This window comes from Streptomyces sp. NRRL F-525, assembly GCF_000716605.1.
Classification (GTDB): domain Bacteria; phylum Actinomycetota; class Actinomycetes; order Streptomycetales; family Streptomycetaceae; genus Streptomyces.
This window is the reverse complement of sequence record NZ_JNXE01000010.1, coordinates 227,260-241,356: the sequence shown is the minus strand read 5'-3', so window position 1 is coordinate 241,356 and position 14,097 is coordinate 227,260. Positions and strand designations below refer to the sequence as shown.

At 68.7% G+C, this 14,097-nt stretch carries 10 protein-coding genes; all 10 read right to left on the bottom strand.

Annotated features, from left to right (window positions below):
• Positions 1-132: 132 nt before the first annotated feature.
• The gene (gene rsgA / locus OO69_RS17530) at positions 133-1,302 is read right to left on the bottom strand and encodes a ribosome small subunit-dependent GTPase A (RefSeq protein WP_033281591.1); all 1,170 of its coding nucleotides are present in this window, start codon (positions 1,300-1,302) and stop codon (positions 133-135) included.
• Positions 1,303-1,620: 318 nt separating this feature from the next.
• Complete coding sequence (locus OO69_RS51960) at positions 1,621-2,967, bottom strand: hypothetical protein (RefSeq protein WP_158713402.1); 1,347 nt, start codon at positions 2,965-2,967, stop codon at positions 1,621-1,623.
• A gap of 92 nt (positions 2,968-3,059) precedes the next feature.
• Positions 3,060-3,728 carry an FHA domain-containing protein gene (locus tag OO69_RS17520; RefSeq protein ID WP_033281589.1) on the bottom strand — a complete coding sequence of 223 codons (669 nt, stop codon included), beginning with the start codon at positions 3,726-3,728 and terminating at the stop codon, positions 3,060-3,062.
• Entirely contained in the window at positions 3,716-4,372 is a 657-nt protein-coding gene (locus OO69_RS17515) for a 4Fe-4S single cluster domain-containing protein (protein ID WP_033281588.1), read from the bottom strand. The genes OO69_RS17520 and OO69_RS17515 overlap by 13 nt, the downstream gene beginning before the upstream one ends.
• A gap of 1 nt (position 4,373) precedes the next feature.
• Entirely contained in the window at positions 4,374-5,678 is a 1,305-nt protein-coding gene (locus OO69_RS17510) for a hypothetical protein (RefSeq protein ID WP_033281587.1), read from the bottom strand.
• Positions 5,675-7,963: a serine/threonine-protein kinase gene (locus OO69_RS49455; RefSeq protein WP_051801079.1), complete on the bottom strand. Its 2,289-nt coding sequence runs from the start codon at positions 7,961-7,963 to the stop codon at positions 5,675-5,677. Before OO69_RS49455 ends, OO69_RS17510 begins: the two co-directional genes overlap by 4 nt.
• Complete coding sequence (locus OO69_RS17500) at positions 7,960-9,873, bottom strand: AAA family ATPase (protein WP_051801078.1); 1,914 nt, start codon at positions 9,871-9,873, stop codon at positions 7,960-7,962. Before OO69_RS17500 ends, OO69_RS49455 begins: the two co-directional genes overlap by 4 nt.
• Positions 9,870-10,085, bottom strand: coding sequence for a hypothetical protein (locus OO69_RS51955; protein ID WP_158713401.1), 216 nt, complete (start codon positions 10,083-10,085; stop codon positions 9,870-9,872). Before OO69_RS51955 ends, OO69_RS17500 begins: the two co-directional genes overlap by 4 nt.
• A complete protein-coding gene (locus OO69_RS17495) occupies positions 10,086-10,742 on the bottom strand; it encodes a DUF6338 family protein (protein ID WP_033281586.1) in 657 nt (218 codons plus the stop codon).
• A 9-nt stretch (positions 10,743-10,751) separates the two neighbouring features.
• The gene (locus OO69_RS17490; RefSeq protein ID WP_158713400.1) at positions 10,752-13,895 is read right to left on the bottom strand and encodes a CHAT domain-containing protein; all 3,144 of its coding nucleotides are present in this window, start codon (positions 13,893-13,895) and stop codon (positions 10,752-10,754) included.
• Positions 13,896-14,097 lie beyond the last annotated feature (202 nt).

Below are 14,097 nucleotides of genomic sequence, written 5' to 3'. Positions count from 1 at the left end.
GCGGTCGGGCACGGGGACGTCCAGAGCGCCTCTGAACGGGCGGGGGGATCCGGACCAGGCGCCCGAGCCCCTCACCCCTGCCGGTGGGTCGACACGGGTCGCCGACTCACCAGCCCCGCCCCCCTACGCCACCTACGCCCAGCGCCCCCGCTTCGCCTCCATCGCCGCCTTCCCCTCCGCCCCCTTCCGCTTCCAGTCGCGGCGCAGTTCGGCGCGGGCGCGGGCGTCGGTCTTGGCGACGATCCACTGGTTCTCGCGCATGAGCTTGCGGTAACTGTCGAGCCGGCGCTCGGGAAGGTCACCGGAGTCGAGGGCGGCGAGCACCGCGCAACCGGGTTCGGCGGTGTGGGCACAGTCGTGGAACCGGCACTGCCCGGCGAGTTCCTCGATCTCGGCGAAGACCTGCCCGACCCCGGTCTGCGCGTCCCACAACCCCACCCCGCGCAGTCCGGGGGTGTCGATCAGCACCCCGCCGCCGGGCAGAGCGAGCAGGTTGCGCGTGGTGGTCGTATGCCGGCCCTTGCCGTCGACGTCACGCGTCGCCTGGACGCCCATCACGTCCGCGCCGATCAACGCGTTCGCGAGCGTCGACTTGCCCGCACCGGACTGCCCGAGCAGCACGGAGGTACCGCCGGCGGCGACCGCGGCGAGCACGTCGATCCCGTCCCCGGTCTCGGCGCTGACGGCCAGCACCGGCACACCGGGCGCCGTCGTCTCCACGTCCTGGACGAGATACGACAACGTCACCGCGTCCGGCACGAGATCGGCCTTGGTCAGCACGACCACGGGCCGGGCGCCGGACTCCCAGGAGTCCGCCGCGTTATGCAGCAGTGCCTCGCCAGTGGAGCAGGACATGGCCAAGGCCAGGAACCGCTCGATCCGCCCGAGGTCCAATTCGGCCGCGAGCGACACACAGATGACGACGTGATCGATGTTAGTGGCCAGCACCTGGCCCTCGGAACGCTTCGACGAGGTCGAGCGCACGAAGGCGGTACGGCGAGGCAGGAGCGTCCGCACGTAACGCGGGTTGCTGCCTTCGGGATCTACGGCGACCCAGTCCCCTGTGCACACGACCTTCATCGGGTCACGGGGGACAACGAACTCGGTGTCGGCACGGACGGTGCCGACTGGGGTGATGACGTCGCACAGGCCGCGGTCGACCCGTACGACACGGCCGGGCAGCAGACCCTGCCCGGCGAACGGGGCGAACTCGGTCTCCCAGCCCGCGTCCCAGCCGTACGGCTGCAGCGGATGCGCGGAAGAGGACGACGAGAACGAACCAGGTAGAGAGGAGAAAGACAAGGGGTGACCCTTCACAAGGGTGGCCCCGGCACCGCGCACACAGACGCGGGAGAAGAACAGAGAGGTCAGCCGGAGGCCACGGGAGTGGACTTGATGAACTTCCAGATGCGGGCAGCGCCCATCACAGAGACAGTCATCGGTCACACCTCCCACTCTTTACTCAGTCGACAGCGCCAGCCACCGGCCACCGCTTGGTTCGCACTCACCATAGGGGCGTGCGCCATCGGGCGCCACGGAATATCGATCCCCTGGCCCACACCGCGTCGGCCCGGATTAGGAGGCACACGGCGTCCCCGCGAGCGACAGCCACTGCATGAGTCATGCGGGACTCACTGGAAGGTCACGGCTTGCGGCGGCAAGGAGCGCTTCACGCGCCGCATGCCGATCACCTGCCAAGTCCCACCATGAGTGGTCATGCATCTCCCCCACCAAACGACGGCACCGCTCACGCGCCTCCCAAAGCCGATTCCGCTGCTCTTCGGTGATCTCTGCGCGTCCTGCCGCGATCTCCGCGCCGCTGGGAAGGCCCGCTGTGATGTCTTCGCAGTGGGCGAGTGCTTGGGTAAATGTCCGCCGGGCGGCGACGAGATCCCCGGGAATGACGAACGCGTCCACTACGTACGAGAGGGAAAACTCGGGTGCCCCGACATCCGAGTGCCACAGAGACGCGTCGATCGGCATTTCGTCGTCACGGGCCCGGTTCAGCTCGGCACGAATTCCCGTCTCTTCGCCGTAGTGACATCTCCAGTCGACCGGTTGCGATTCCAAGGGAAGAGCGTCTCGACTCGTGGCACCTGCCGTCGACTGACCAGGAAGCGGCTCGGGGCGACCCTGGAGGAACTCACCCTTGTCCACCGGTGTAACCCACATGTGCCATCCCCGGCGGCCACTGGAATGCGGCATGTACAGCGGAACGAGTTCACCGGTGGCGGTTCGCCTGATGACCTCGTCGTAGTAGAGGCCCTGGGTGGGCTCCCAGAGTCCGTGGCGTCCGCCGCACCGTCCGTGTCCCCGCTGTGGGCAGGGCACAGGGCTATCCCAATCGCATGCCGACATGCGAAGCCGTTTGACTCCGCCTCGTACCGGAAGGGCAGCTCGATCCGTCACGTCCCGCCACCTCTGGACGTTGAGGCGGGCCCATGGAGCACGGTCGATGGGGATGGCGTTCTCGTTGTTGACCAGCCACAATGGCGTGAGCCCGTCCTCACGCGCGATGCGGGTGCGCTGGTCGACAGTGCCAGTCGCAATCGCCGAGAGCTGGATCTCGTACCCGAGCCGCCGCCCTCCGTCGCCTTCCACCGTCACGTCTGTACGGCGTCTGCCGTGCCTGGGTCGGTCCTCGCGAATCGCCCGGAAGCCTTCCTGTTCGGCCGCTTTGGCCGTGTACTCCTTGAGTGCCTTGTGGAGATCGCTTTCGGTTTCGGTCTCGGCACGTTCCCCCTTCGACACATGCATGGCATGAGGACGGCCGTTCACCTTCCGGATCGTCATGAAGCCTGGGCAGAGGAACCCGTCGCGTTCATGAGCTTCCAGACAGTACAGAAGATCGGGCTGGTAACTCCGGTAGATCTCATCGAGCAGGTTCGGATACTCAGGGTGTCCAAGGTCTTCTTCAGTCAGGTTGAGTGCGATGCCATAGCCCCTGTGCCAGACGCTGTAGGTCATGTTTTGAGCGTACGGCGCCCCACTGACAACGGCCCCGCCGTCATCTGCGACGGGCTCTTCACCCACGGACATTGATCAACAGCGGTCGTGGATCAGGCGTTAGGCAGCTGGACGCGTGCGGTGACATTGGAGGCCAGCCGGATCACGCAGCCGTCGCGGAGCGGTCGGGTCTGGCCGGCCGGTACGGGTTCTTCGTCGGCCCAGGTGCCGTTGGCGGAATTCTCGTCGCGGAGCCAGGCGGCACCGTCGGTGGTCAGGCCCACTGTGGCGTGCGTGCGAGAGACGTTGTCGAAGGGGGCGAATCGTGCAGCCGTGGCCGTGTGGCGGGGGTCGCGGCCCAGGACGATCTGCTGGCCGGGCCGGACGACGATCTCTCCGGTGGTGAAGCTCAGCCGGAGCATTATCGCGTCGCGTTCCAGGGTGGTGCGTAGTGCCTCGTCGCGAGGTGCGTCTGGGCAGTCGGAGGGGAGCTCACGCAGGCAGGCCATGCAGATCAGATCGGCCGTCGTGACGGGCGCCCGGCAGTGCGGGCACGTCGTCCGTTCCAGTGGCGCGGGCGTGGCACCGGGATCTTGCGGTGCCACGACGGGCGGGGTGGGAGTGGTGTCGGCAGTGATGGCATGCGGTGCGTCCTCAGTGGTGGGCTCGGCAGCGACGACACGTACCGCGCTCTCCGTGGTGAGCACTGCCCGGCACTCGGGGCAGACCACTTCGTCCGCGCCCACCTCCGCGTCGCAGACCGTGCAGATCAGGCGGTCCACGTGGTTCCCTCCCATGTCACGCCCCCGGCCTCGGAGGCGGTGCGCCATCGGGCCAGGTCTGTTCGGTGCGGGATGCCGATGATGCGTAGGTCGCCGCCGTTCGTCATCACCTGGAGACGGCGTTCGCCGTACCTGGCGAGCGCCTCGGCGCCGTATCGTTCGCGGCCCAGCGGCGTCAGCGGTACGACCTCTTGGTTGTCGGAACCCCGCAATGGGCTGCCGGTGTTGCGGCGGGCCACGTAGGGTCCGGCGACGACCGCGTCGCACAAGGCCAGCGCCGGCTGATGCGCAGACCCGTCCCTCAACCGGGGCCACGCATAGCCGGAGAAGACCAGCAGGTCGCGCCGGGCCCCGTCATCAGAGGTCAACTCCGACAAGCCGTGCAGGAGTTCGGCAAGCGGGCCGGGCTGCTGGAAGGGTTCACCGCCCGAGACGGTGACGCCGTCCAGCGGGCCGGGGAGTCGGCGTATCCAGGTGAGCACGGTCTCGACGTCCACCTCCGTGTCCGGCCGCGGTGCCCAGGTGTCCCGCGACATGCATCCGGGGCAGGCCAGCGTGCATCCCTGGATCCATATGCCGGCCCGTACGCCGTGCCCGAGCACGGTGACGGGGTAGTGCAACCTGTTGATCGCAAGTTTCGTCATGTCACTGCCCCCGCTGCTCAGTCTGCGGAGCGGTCCCGGCGCGCCGCTGTTCCTCGTCGCCGGTCCCCAGGCCGCTCGTCACAGGGGTCGGACGGGAGCCGGGGTCGGTGAGCGAGTGGACGTCAACGCTGACGCCCCGATCTGCCAGTTGGGCCTGCAGATCCTCTAAGGTGCCGCACCACTGCTCCTCGCGCTCCAGGTCGGCGCGCTTGCCACTCAGTCCCTGCGCTCCCCCGGTCCGCACCACTACGGCCCGCAGCTCCCGCTCGGTGTTGTCGAAGACCATACGGACCTCGTGCTCGCGCCAGGACGCGTGAGAGACGGCAAACGCGCCCTGTTCGACAGTGACGGTGGTGAAGTCCCCGCACAGCTCGTACCCCATCTCCTGCAGCGACTCCAACAGCACCTGCCGTACATGGTGCCGCTCCGCTGCGTCGCGCACCGTCTCCGCCCAACGCAGAGCTTCGTCGCGTACGCCCGGTTCCAGCGGGCGCTGCGCGCGCACGACCGCCAGCAGCGTCTCCCGTAAGGGAGCGGCCGTCTCATCCTGGACATGACCTAGTACCTGCAGAAAAGCGGCCGCGGCCCGTGCGTCCGCCATCCGCCGGTCGGCGGCGGAGCGTGCGCCGTCGACGCGGGAGCGCAGGTCGTCGAGTCTGTTGCGGGCTTCGATCGGCGAGGCGGCGGCGCCCACGCGCGCGGCCGCCGCCGTGATCCGTAGACGTTCATCGTGCGAGACCGCCGGTGTCAGGCGGCGCAACGCCCGTGCGGCGGCTTCCCGTTCGGGGCCGAAACGGTCCGGGGCGGGCGCCTGTGCGGTCTCGCGGCGCTCGCGGGCGGACCCCGTGACCGGGCCCGGTGCTGCCCGCGTCGGCCGTTCACCGACCGGCGATCCCGTCGACAACCAGGCCGCCGCGCGCAGCGCGTCCTGGTCCAGCAGTTGACTCTCCGCCGCGGCGAGAGCCAGGTCCGCGGCGCCGGACCAGGCCTGCAGCTCCTGGATCTGCTGCCGGAACAGCACCAGTGGCTCCGGCAGTATGCCAGCGGGTCGGCCGTACGCGGTGAGCGCGGCCTTCGTCACCTCGATCCTGGCGTTGCGGGTGAGTACGTCGGCCACGGCGTCCTCCCACACCGCCTCCGCGCACCGCTCGCGCTCCCAGTGCGCCTGGCGCCGTTCGAGAGCGGAGCCGACGGCGGTCAACCCCGACGTCAGGGCGAGCGAAACAACCGCGCCCGCGGCGTATCCGAGGACGGCGCCCACCGCCAGCGGCGCCGCCGCCAGCCCGATGGCAGAACCTGCGCTCATCGCTGGCTCACCACCCGCGCGTAGGCGGCGGCGAGTTGGTTGTCCCACAGCGCCCGCCGGCGCGGGACCGACCGCAGGTGAAGGACCAGCAGGCCCCCGTAGGCGATGGCGGGAAAGGCCAGGACCGGACACGCGAAAAGGAGGATCAGGCAGCCGAACCCGGCGCCCCGGGGTCGGCCCGCTCTGCTGAAGGCGCCGCCGGCTTGGCTGAACAGGGTGTACCCCCGCACGTACGGACCGCCGATGTGCCGGGCGAGGGTGACCTCCACCGAGATGTGGACGAACAGCAGGATCAGCCCGATGACCAGGCTGGCCACCGCCAACCCCTTGTCGTCGGGGAACTGGGAGCCGAGCAGGGCGAGCAGGAGCATGACCCCCGCGTAGCCCGCGAACGGTCCTACGGCGCGGCTGGTGGCCGTAGCGAGAGCGCCGGGCGACGTGCGCTCCGCCTCCATGTGCTGCCAACGAGCCATCTGTTCACGGTGGGCCGCCTGGGCCGCCGCCGTCCGGCGGGCGGTCTGCTCGGCCTCCGCGAGGGCCACAGGGACCAGCTGTCGCAGTGCGACGAGAGCCCCGGGGCCACCACCGGCCTGTTGGCGCGCCTGAACGAACCAGGGGACGGTGGCGGTCCATGCGGACGACTGGTCGAGTTGCTGCCACATCCGGGTGCCGTCCTCTTGGGTACTGAGGACCAGGCACAGAAGTGGAGCGATCACCGTACGGGCGTCGAGAGGCACGGAGAGGTTCTGCTGGGTGGCGGGCGGAAGCAGCTGCCGCAGTCGGCCGAAGGTCTCCTCGTAGCGGGCCTGGGCCGTACGCCAGGCCTCGTCGATCGAGCGCAGGCCCGAGGACGCCGGGTACTCCGCCAGTTCTATGAGCAGGTTCTGGTGCCAGAGGGCTTCGACGAACCGGAGGTAGTCGTCGTCGGGGCTCTGAGCGGCAATGGCGTGCCGGGCGATCGCGAGCAGGTTCTCGCGATCGACGCGAAGCCCGCGGCACATGACCGGAGTCTCCGGGGCGAGCACGTGCACCAGGCGCACAACTCGCGCGTCGGGGCCGAGCTCCGGGTCGGTGAGCCGGTGGTCGATCAGGTCCTGCAGCGTTTCGACGTCGTACTCGTCCGGCTCGTCGAACTGCCTGAGCCACTTCCGCAGGGCGCGCCACCCTTCAGACGGATGGTGAGCGGGGCCCATGTCGGTGAAGTAGCTGCGAGCCGCGGCGTGCCAGACCTCCGGCTCGGCGAGGGCGGTGGCGAGATCCTCCGGTTTCGAGTAGCGGACCGAACGCAGTACCAGGGGCAGCGCCCTCCTGGTGCGCTGTGAGACCGCGGGCGGCGTGGTGTAGCTGACCGGAGGGCTGCCGCCGGCCAGCCAGGTCGCCACCTGGGACGCGCCCCACCGGTCCGCGGGGTCCCGGGTGAGCAGTCCCGCGCACAGCATCCGCAGGCGGAGATCCGTCACTCCGTCCAGGTCGATCCCGCGGAGCATGACGGCGGCGTCGATCGCCGGCTTCACCATGTCTTCGAAGGGTCGTTGTCCGAGGACGAGTTCGCGGGCCACCATGCCCAGCGCCCACCAGTCGCGGGCGCGGGAGGTCTGACCGCCGCTGCTCAGCAACAGCTCGGGCGCCAGGTAGGCCAGGGTGCCGGCCGCGCCCGCCGCCGCTCGGGTCTGGTCCAGTACGCGGCTAACCCCGAAGTCGGAGAGCGCGAGGTCGAGGGGGTCTCTGGAGCGCACCAGGACGTTCTCGGGTTTGAGGTCCTGGTGGATGATGCCGACGCCGTGCAGTGCGCCGAGTGCCCCTGCGATCTGTCGTACCGTCTCGGTGACCATTGCCGCAAGGCCGTCGGTGGCCCGGCCTCCCACGAGCTCGGCGAGGTTGCCGCCGTGCACGTACTCCATGAGTTCGTAGTCCCGCTGTCCCGCCTCGCCGGTCTCCAGGATCCGTACGATGTGCGGGTTGTTCAGCTGCGGGATCTTGGCCCATACCTCGCGTGACGCCTGCTGCCCGGTGCGCCGGTAGATCTTCGCGACAATGTGCTCGCCATGTTCGTCGGTGACGAGCAACAGGTTGGCCTCGGCACCCGCGGCGGGAAGCTCGCTCACCAACCGGAAGCGGGCCGCCAGCTGCTTCGGGAGGACGGTCAGTACCTCCTCCGAGGGCGGGGCGTCCGGGGCCTGCGGTGACTCCAGCCGGGTCCGAAGCGCCTCTCCAATGGGCGGTGATGCCGGTGCAACCCGTTCCAGCCGGGTCTCCAGCGGGCCGGTCGGCTCCTCAGGAGTCATCGCAGACTCACCCGCCAGCCTGTCGCCTCGTGTGTGACGTCGGTGATGCACTGCTCGGACGCAGGATCATGGCCCTGCGCGAACAGTGCGCGTGCCAGCGGGTTGATCAGGGCCGTCTCCAGGCTGGACCCGATCCCGCGACCGCCGAAGGCAATGTCCGCCGTCGCGACCTTCAGTAGCGTCTCCCGCGCTTCGGGCGAGATGGCCAACTTCACCTTCCGCTCCTTCTCGACAAGGTCGAGGATCCGCTGGAGCAGCAGGTCGAAGATCTCCGTCGCGGCGCTTCGGCCGATGAAGTTGAAGACGACGATGTTGTCGCCCAGCCGGTTGAGCAACTCCGGCCGGTCCAACTCTTCAGCGATGTGCTGTCTGACCGCCGAGGAGATCAGGCCGACGAGTTCGTCGCGCGTGTTGTCGGGACTGACGTTCTGCACCTGCATGCCTCGCTCGTCGAGTACCGACATCCCGAGGTTCGAGGTAAAGACCAGTACGGCCTCCGAGAAGTAGACGGTGGAGCCCGTGCTGTCGGTGAGGCGGCCGTCGTCGAGGATCTGCAGGAACTTGTCCAGGATCCGCGGATGCGCCTTCTCGATCTCGTCGAAGAGGATGAGACTGAACGGCCGTTCCCGCACGGAGTTGGTGAGCTCGCCGCCCGCGTCGTGCCCGATGTATCCGGGAGGCGCGCCGATCAGCCGGGCGGCCGAGTGCTCCGCGGAGAACTCCGTCATGTCGAAGCGGATGTACGCCCGCTCGTCGCCGAAGATGAGCTCGGTCAGCGATTTGGCCAGCTCGGTCTTCCCGACGCCGGTTGGTCCGGCGAAGAACAGCACCCCACGCGGCCGCGACGCGTTCGAGGCCGCCTGCGCGCCCGACAGGCCCATGACGGAACGGATGATGATGTCGACGGACTGCTCAATGGCCTCGTCCTGTCCGCGTACGCGCTCACGGATCCGCTCGGCGGCCGTAGTGAGCCTCTCCCTGAGAAAGGGCTTGCTCCAAGGGTTGTCTGAAATGCCGACCCGGTAGCAGCGGGCGGCCGCCTCGATCGAGTCGACGGCACCCTCACGGGTACGTGCCAGCCGGATGATCTCCATCATGCTGCGCACGGTCAGGGATTCGGTCTGCTCGGCGAACCGGTAGGCGATGTCATCGTCAGCGGCTCCCCCGAGCATGTGCGAGGAGACTCCCTGCGACAACAGTTCGGCCGCCACCTTGCGGTCGCCGAGGTCCGGAAGGGGTATCGCGATCCGTCGTACGGCCATGGAGTCCGCGGTGAACCACGCGGGGATGTCCCGATCATTGTTTGCCACCCACAGGACCGGGTTGTACCGCGGTGTCGCCCCACGGTCGCGCAGCGGCTTCGACGTGTGCGACAACTTCTCGCAGGCGGCGAAGAAGTAGTGCTCCTCGGGCGAGAGTTGGCGCACGTCGCGCACCAGACGAGAGGCGTAGTCCACCATGACGCCGACCCTGGTGTCCCGGCTGCTTGCCACAGCGCGCAGCACGTCGAGCAACGTGTCCAGGCTCAGGGGCCGGCCGTTGCCGATCGCGACCGAGGTGAGCGCCGCGACGCTCTTCAGTGCCTCCTCGTCGTTGCCGGGCAGCACGTGCAGCCCGTCGACGGGGTCGACGACGAGCAGGAACCGATAGCCCAGCGGCTTCATGAGCCACCACAGGGCCTCCCGAACGTCAGGCAGTTGCCACGAACCCTCGTGCGGGACCAGGTAGTTGTCGCGGATGTTGCCGTACAACACCAGTTGGGGATTTGTCAGAAAACAGGTGCGAGTCTCCCGCAGCCACGCCGGAACATGGCGACCGCCGTACTCGTCGGCTGTGGCGTCCACAGCTCCGACGGAGTCGTCCGTGCGCGCATCCTTGGCCGTGGAGGGCAGGTCGGAGCCGAGAGTCATCCCTCCGCCCCCTGGTCGTCGGTGTCCTGGGTTTCGGGAGTCGGCACCGGGGGCTGATCGGAGATCGTCACCGAGGTCGGCGGCACCGCCATGTCCGCGGCCATCTGCCCCGTCGGCATGTACCCCCCTCGTCGGCGCACCGTACGCCGCCGTCGTACAGGTGGCTCCTCGGGCTGGGGCGCCACGCCTGTTTCTTCTTCGTCGTCGCTCATCTACTCCCCCTCAACGGACATGACCTCGGCGTAGGCGATTTCGTCCCACCGCATCAGCACACCGACACCACGGAACTTCGGCCGGCCTTCCACCAGACGGATACGCCCCGACGCCGGATCGACTTCCACGGTCTCCGCCAGATAGATGTCCTGGTCGTGCGGGAACCCGGACGCGTAGGAGTGCGGGCCCCGGCGTGCTGGGGCGAAGGCGCCGGCGAACCATCCGTTGTCCCCGCCGCTGGGATCCTTCAGCCGGATCCGCAGCCAGATACTGGCCTCGTGGGAGAACACCTGGTCCCAGGCCCGTGGAGCGGGCGCTGGGCCGGTCAGCCACCGGGTCCAGCGGCGTCGGCGCCGGGCCGCGACGCCGACCGCGTGGCCGAGCCCGGCCGGCAGGAGCGCGTAGACGGCGACGACCGGCCACAGCAGCCAGGGGGAGGTGCCCGTCCGCAGCAACCCGTGCCGGTCCTGCTGCACCAGCCACCACGTCAGCGGCGCGAGCGCGAGGTGGAACAGCACCGACATGCCGAGGAAGCGCAGGACCCGGTCCGACAGGTTCACCCCCCATGCGCCTGCCTGTTTCTCCAACTCCCAGGTGTACAGCGCTCCGGGCACCACGCCGAGCAGGGTGGCGAGCAGCGCTTCGAACGAATCCATGGTCCCCCCTCAAATCCCCAGGCAGCTGAAAGCGGCCCAGACCAGCGGGCTGCTGTGCTCCCTGATACCCGGCCACTCGGGGTCTCCCGCCGGTGCGGAGTCCTCGGGGCCGAAGAAGGCGAGTTCGGGGAACTCCGCGAGCTTCTCCTCGTTCGTGCTGTCTCGGAGCCACGCCATGGCCCCGGCGACCGCGGCTGGCAGCGTCTTTCCCTCGCCGAGCCAGTACCGGTAGGTCAGCGCCATCTGCGCCGCGGCAGGCGCGTCTTCGAGGGGCCACAGCGATGCGATCACCGCGCCGAAGCCCGCCTGCAGGAATCCCGTGGCGAGTCCGACGACCTCCTCGGGGAGGCTCTCGTCCACACTGCCGCTGTCGCAGGCCGAAAGGACCGCCAACCGCGCCGTGATGGTCGGCATAGCGAACATGTCCCGTACGGTGAGCCGTTCGCCGTCGGCGAGGCAGAGTCCTCCATCCAGTGGGCGGTCGACGTGCACCCGGGCGTGGCAGGCGAAGTGGCAGATCTCGGCCTCCGCGAGGGCCCGTTGGACCTCCTGCCGGGTGGCCGTCACGCCGTGGAGTTCGCGGACTCGTACGCGCGGCGGGAGAGCCGCGCGAACTCTCCGGATCTCGGCCGCGGCGCCCGGCAGGGGCCGTTCGCCGCTCGGCGAGGGATCACGTACCGCGAGCAGCCGGCGCACCGGTGCTTCGGAAACGCGGGCGACCGCGACGCTCAAGGTCCGGGCGCTGGGTGCCATGGCCACTGGTATGTCGTCGATCACAAAGCGGCGTCCAGTGGGCGCCTGGGGGTCGGTGCGTGCGGCGGCGTGCAGCGGAAGCGTGCCGAGGGGACCGTCGGGTATCAGGATCGTCGGTGTGCCGGCGCCCACCGCGCGGACCACTGGCGCCATCACCGACTCCCACAGCCTGCAGGTCAGCACGTCCATGCGTCGCTCAGCTTCGTCTAGGTCTTCGTGTGCGACAGCACCCCGCAGCGCCGCCACCGACTGCTTCTCGAAGTCGGCCGTCAGCCGGGGCAGTTCGACGACTTGCACCGGCTGGCCGCTCGTACCGGAGGAGGCGGCTGGGACCAGAAGCGCGACGCCGCCTCTGTCCGTCGCCGCCAGGTAGACCAGGGTGCTCCGGCAGACATCCGCCGCGCCGGACAGGTCCGCCATCTCTGGTGGGCGCAGGAATGTAGCGAAGCCCGGCAGCCTGCGGATGTCGCGGACGACGTCATCGAGCTCCCCCAGCCGGACGCGATACATCTCGCGGGTGCCGTCGACCACAGGCAGGCCCTGAGAGCCCGTGAGCAACCCCCGTTCGAGCACCATCACCTCGCCCGACGCCCGACGGAAGCGGGACGACAGGTTCTGGTATTCGCTGGCCAGCAACCGGAGCAGATCAGGATGCTCGCGTTGCATGACCTCCGCGAGCATCACCGCCCGGCCGGTCTCCAAGGTGGTGGCGGCTGCGGCCGTCTCCCCCCTCGTCACCAGTGCGAACGCCGTACGCGCCGCCAGCCCTTCGGCCTGCCGCAGGGGTACGGCCTTGTCGTCGCGGCCCAGTTGCAGGGATGCGATGTCGTGCAACAGCGGCACGGCGATGCCTCCTGCCTCGGCAACCTCCCCCATCGCGCCGCGTCGCCAGGCCGACTCGGACCATACCCGTGCCGCAAGGTACACGGCCGCGCGGTCGGAGTCCGCGTAGTCACGACAGACCTGCCGACACAGATCACTTGCCTCCCGCTGGTGGGAGGCAAGCCGGGTCGTCTCCGCGCGCGCCAGCAGGACGTCCGCCAGGCAGCCCAGTGCCCCGGCGCGCAGCGGGGACTCCCCCGCGATGCCGTCGACCGCGCGCCGCGCCAAGTCGACCGCCGCCTCCAGCGACATCGCATCGCCCGTAGACCGGGCGATCGCCAAGCGGCAGTAGGCAAGCCGCAGTGTCACGCCGGTCTTGGACCGATAGTCCAGGCCCGGGTGGTCGAGGGCGCCACGCAGGAGCTCTTCGGCGACGGTCAGGTCCGCCGCGTACCGGACGGGGTCCGTCATGTAGCGCTCCAGGAGCAGCATGCCGCTGAGCGCCTTCGCCCCTCCCCGGTGCTGGGCGGGCACGTTCTCGTCGTCGTTCTCCCGCAAGAGGTCCAAGGCGCGCGTCAGATCGGCGGAGGCGCCCTCGGAAGGCACATTCCCGTCCGCTTGTTCCGCGCCTCGGCGGGCGTGATGACGAACAGCCAGGGTGAGCGCCAGATTGATCACGAGTGGGCCACGTCGGACAACATCGTCACCGCACTGGTCGAGCGCCTTTTGCTGATCGAGAATTGCCTGGTCGACATCCGCCTGCCGCGCATCGGACATGTATTCGAAAAGCGCGACCGTGGCCTGGATGTCCGATCCGATTACCAATCCCGCACCCAATCGGGAACCCGGTGCGACGGAATTTCCGGGCGGACTGTCGGACCGTTTCCCGAGCGAAGAAGCACGAGAGAGATCTACGGGATTCCCCCGGTCCGCATATCGAAGCATCAGGGCCTGCGCCAGGTGGGCAGCAGCCCAGTCCGCCCGATCGGGGTCCCCGGCGTGCGCGCTGCGTTTCACAAAGTCGTCCAGGACGGCGATCGCCTCGTCGAGCCCGTCCGGGTCGGGCCGCGTGGCCTGGTGGCGTGTGGTGAGCAGCACTGCTCGGTTGGCCCGCAGGGTGTCTCCGTACCCACCAACCGGCAGGTCCCGCAGTGCCCGCTCCAGTAGGGTCAATGCCTCGTCGAGCAGTTCGGCGTCGCCGTCGAGGGTGAACAACTCATACAGTCCCTGTGCCAGCTGACCGGCAGAGGCGGCCCATTCCTGACTTCCGTACCGCTCTCGGGCGAGACAGGTACGCCAGAGGCTCACTGCGTCGTCGAGGTCTTCGCGCGTTCGACGCGCCGCCATCATCATCGCCAGGTTTCCCTGCGCGGTGTTGCGCTCAGGATGGCCGACTGGCAGGAGCCGCAGCACGGTGCGCAGGTGGTCGATCGCGGCATCCAGGTCACGCAGGCCGCCCTGACAGCGGTGACGTGAATACAGGGATATAGCGAGATTCCCGAGTGCGATGCAACGGGACTGAAGGTCGTTACCTGTGAGTCGCAAGGTACGCACATCCGCAGCGACTTCTTGGTCCACTTGATGGCACGGTACGAAATTTTCGCGCGGCAGAGCTTCCCTGAAAGCACCCACGCGACAACCCCCCGAATTACACGCGGCCGAGACTCGACCGCGCAGGAATCAAAGCTACTTATAAATTCAAGATCCCGGAACCGTAAGGAAGTTTCTGACCACAATTATTTCTAGTCGATCGATGCGTCAGCAACTGGCCAACGTTTCA

Excerpts from the sequence above, each read along its gene's own strand:
- OO69_RS51960 (WP_158713402.1), bottom strand. The coding sequence starts at position 2,967 with ATGACCTACAGCGTCTGGCACAGGGGCTATGGCATCGCACTCAACCTG.
- OO69_RS17515 (WP_033281588.1), bottom strand. The coding sequence starts at position 4,372 with ATGACGAAACTTGCGATCAACAGGTTGCACTACCCCGTCACCGTGCTC.
- OO69_RS17510 (WP_033281587.1), bottom strand. The coding sequence starts at position 5,678 with ATGAGCGCAGGTTCTGCCATCGGGCTGGCGGCGGCGCCGCTGGCGGTG.
- OO69_RS49455 (WP_051801079.1), bottom strand. The coding sequence starts at position 7,963 with ATGACTCCTGAGGAGCCGACCGGCCCGCTGGAGACCCGGCTGGAACGG.
- OO69_RS17500 (WP_051801078.1), bottom strand. The coding sequence starts at position 9,873 with ATGACTCTCGGCTCCGACCTGCCCTCCACGGCCAAGGATGCGCGCACG.
- OO69_RS51955 (WP_158713401.1), bottom strand. The coding sequence starts at position 10,085 with ATGAGCGACGACGAAGAAGAAACAGGCGTGGCGCCCCAGCCCGAGGAG.
- OO69_RS17495 (WP_033281586.1), bottom strand. The coding sequence starts at position 10,742 with ATGGATTCGTTCGAAGCGCTGCTCGCCACCCTGCTCGGCGTGGTGCCC.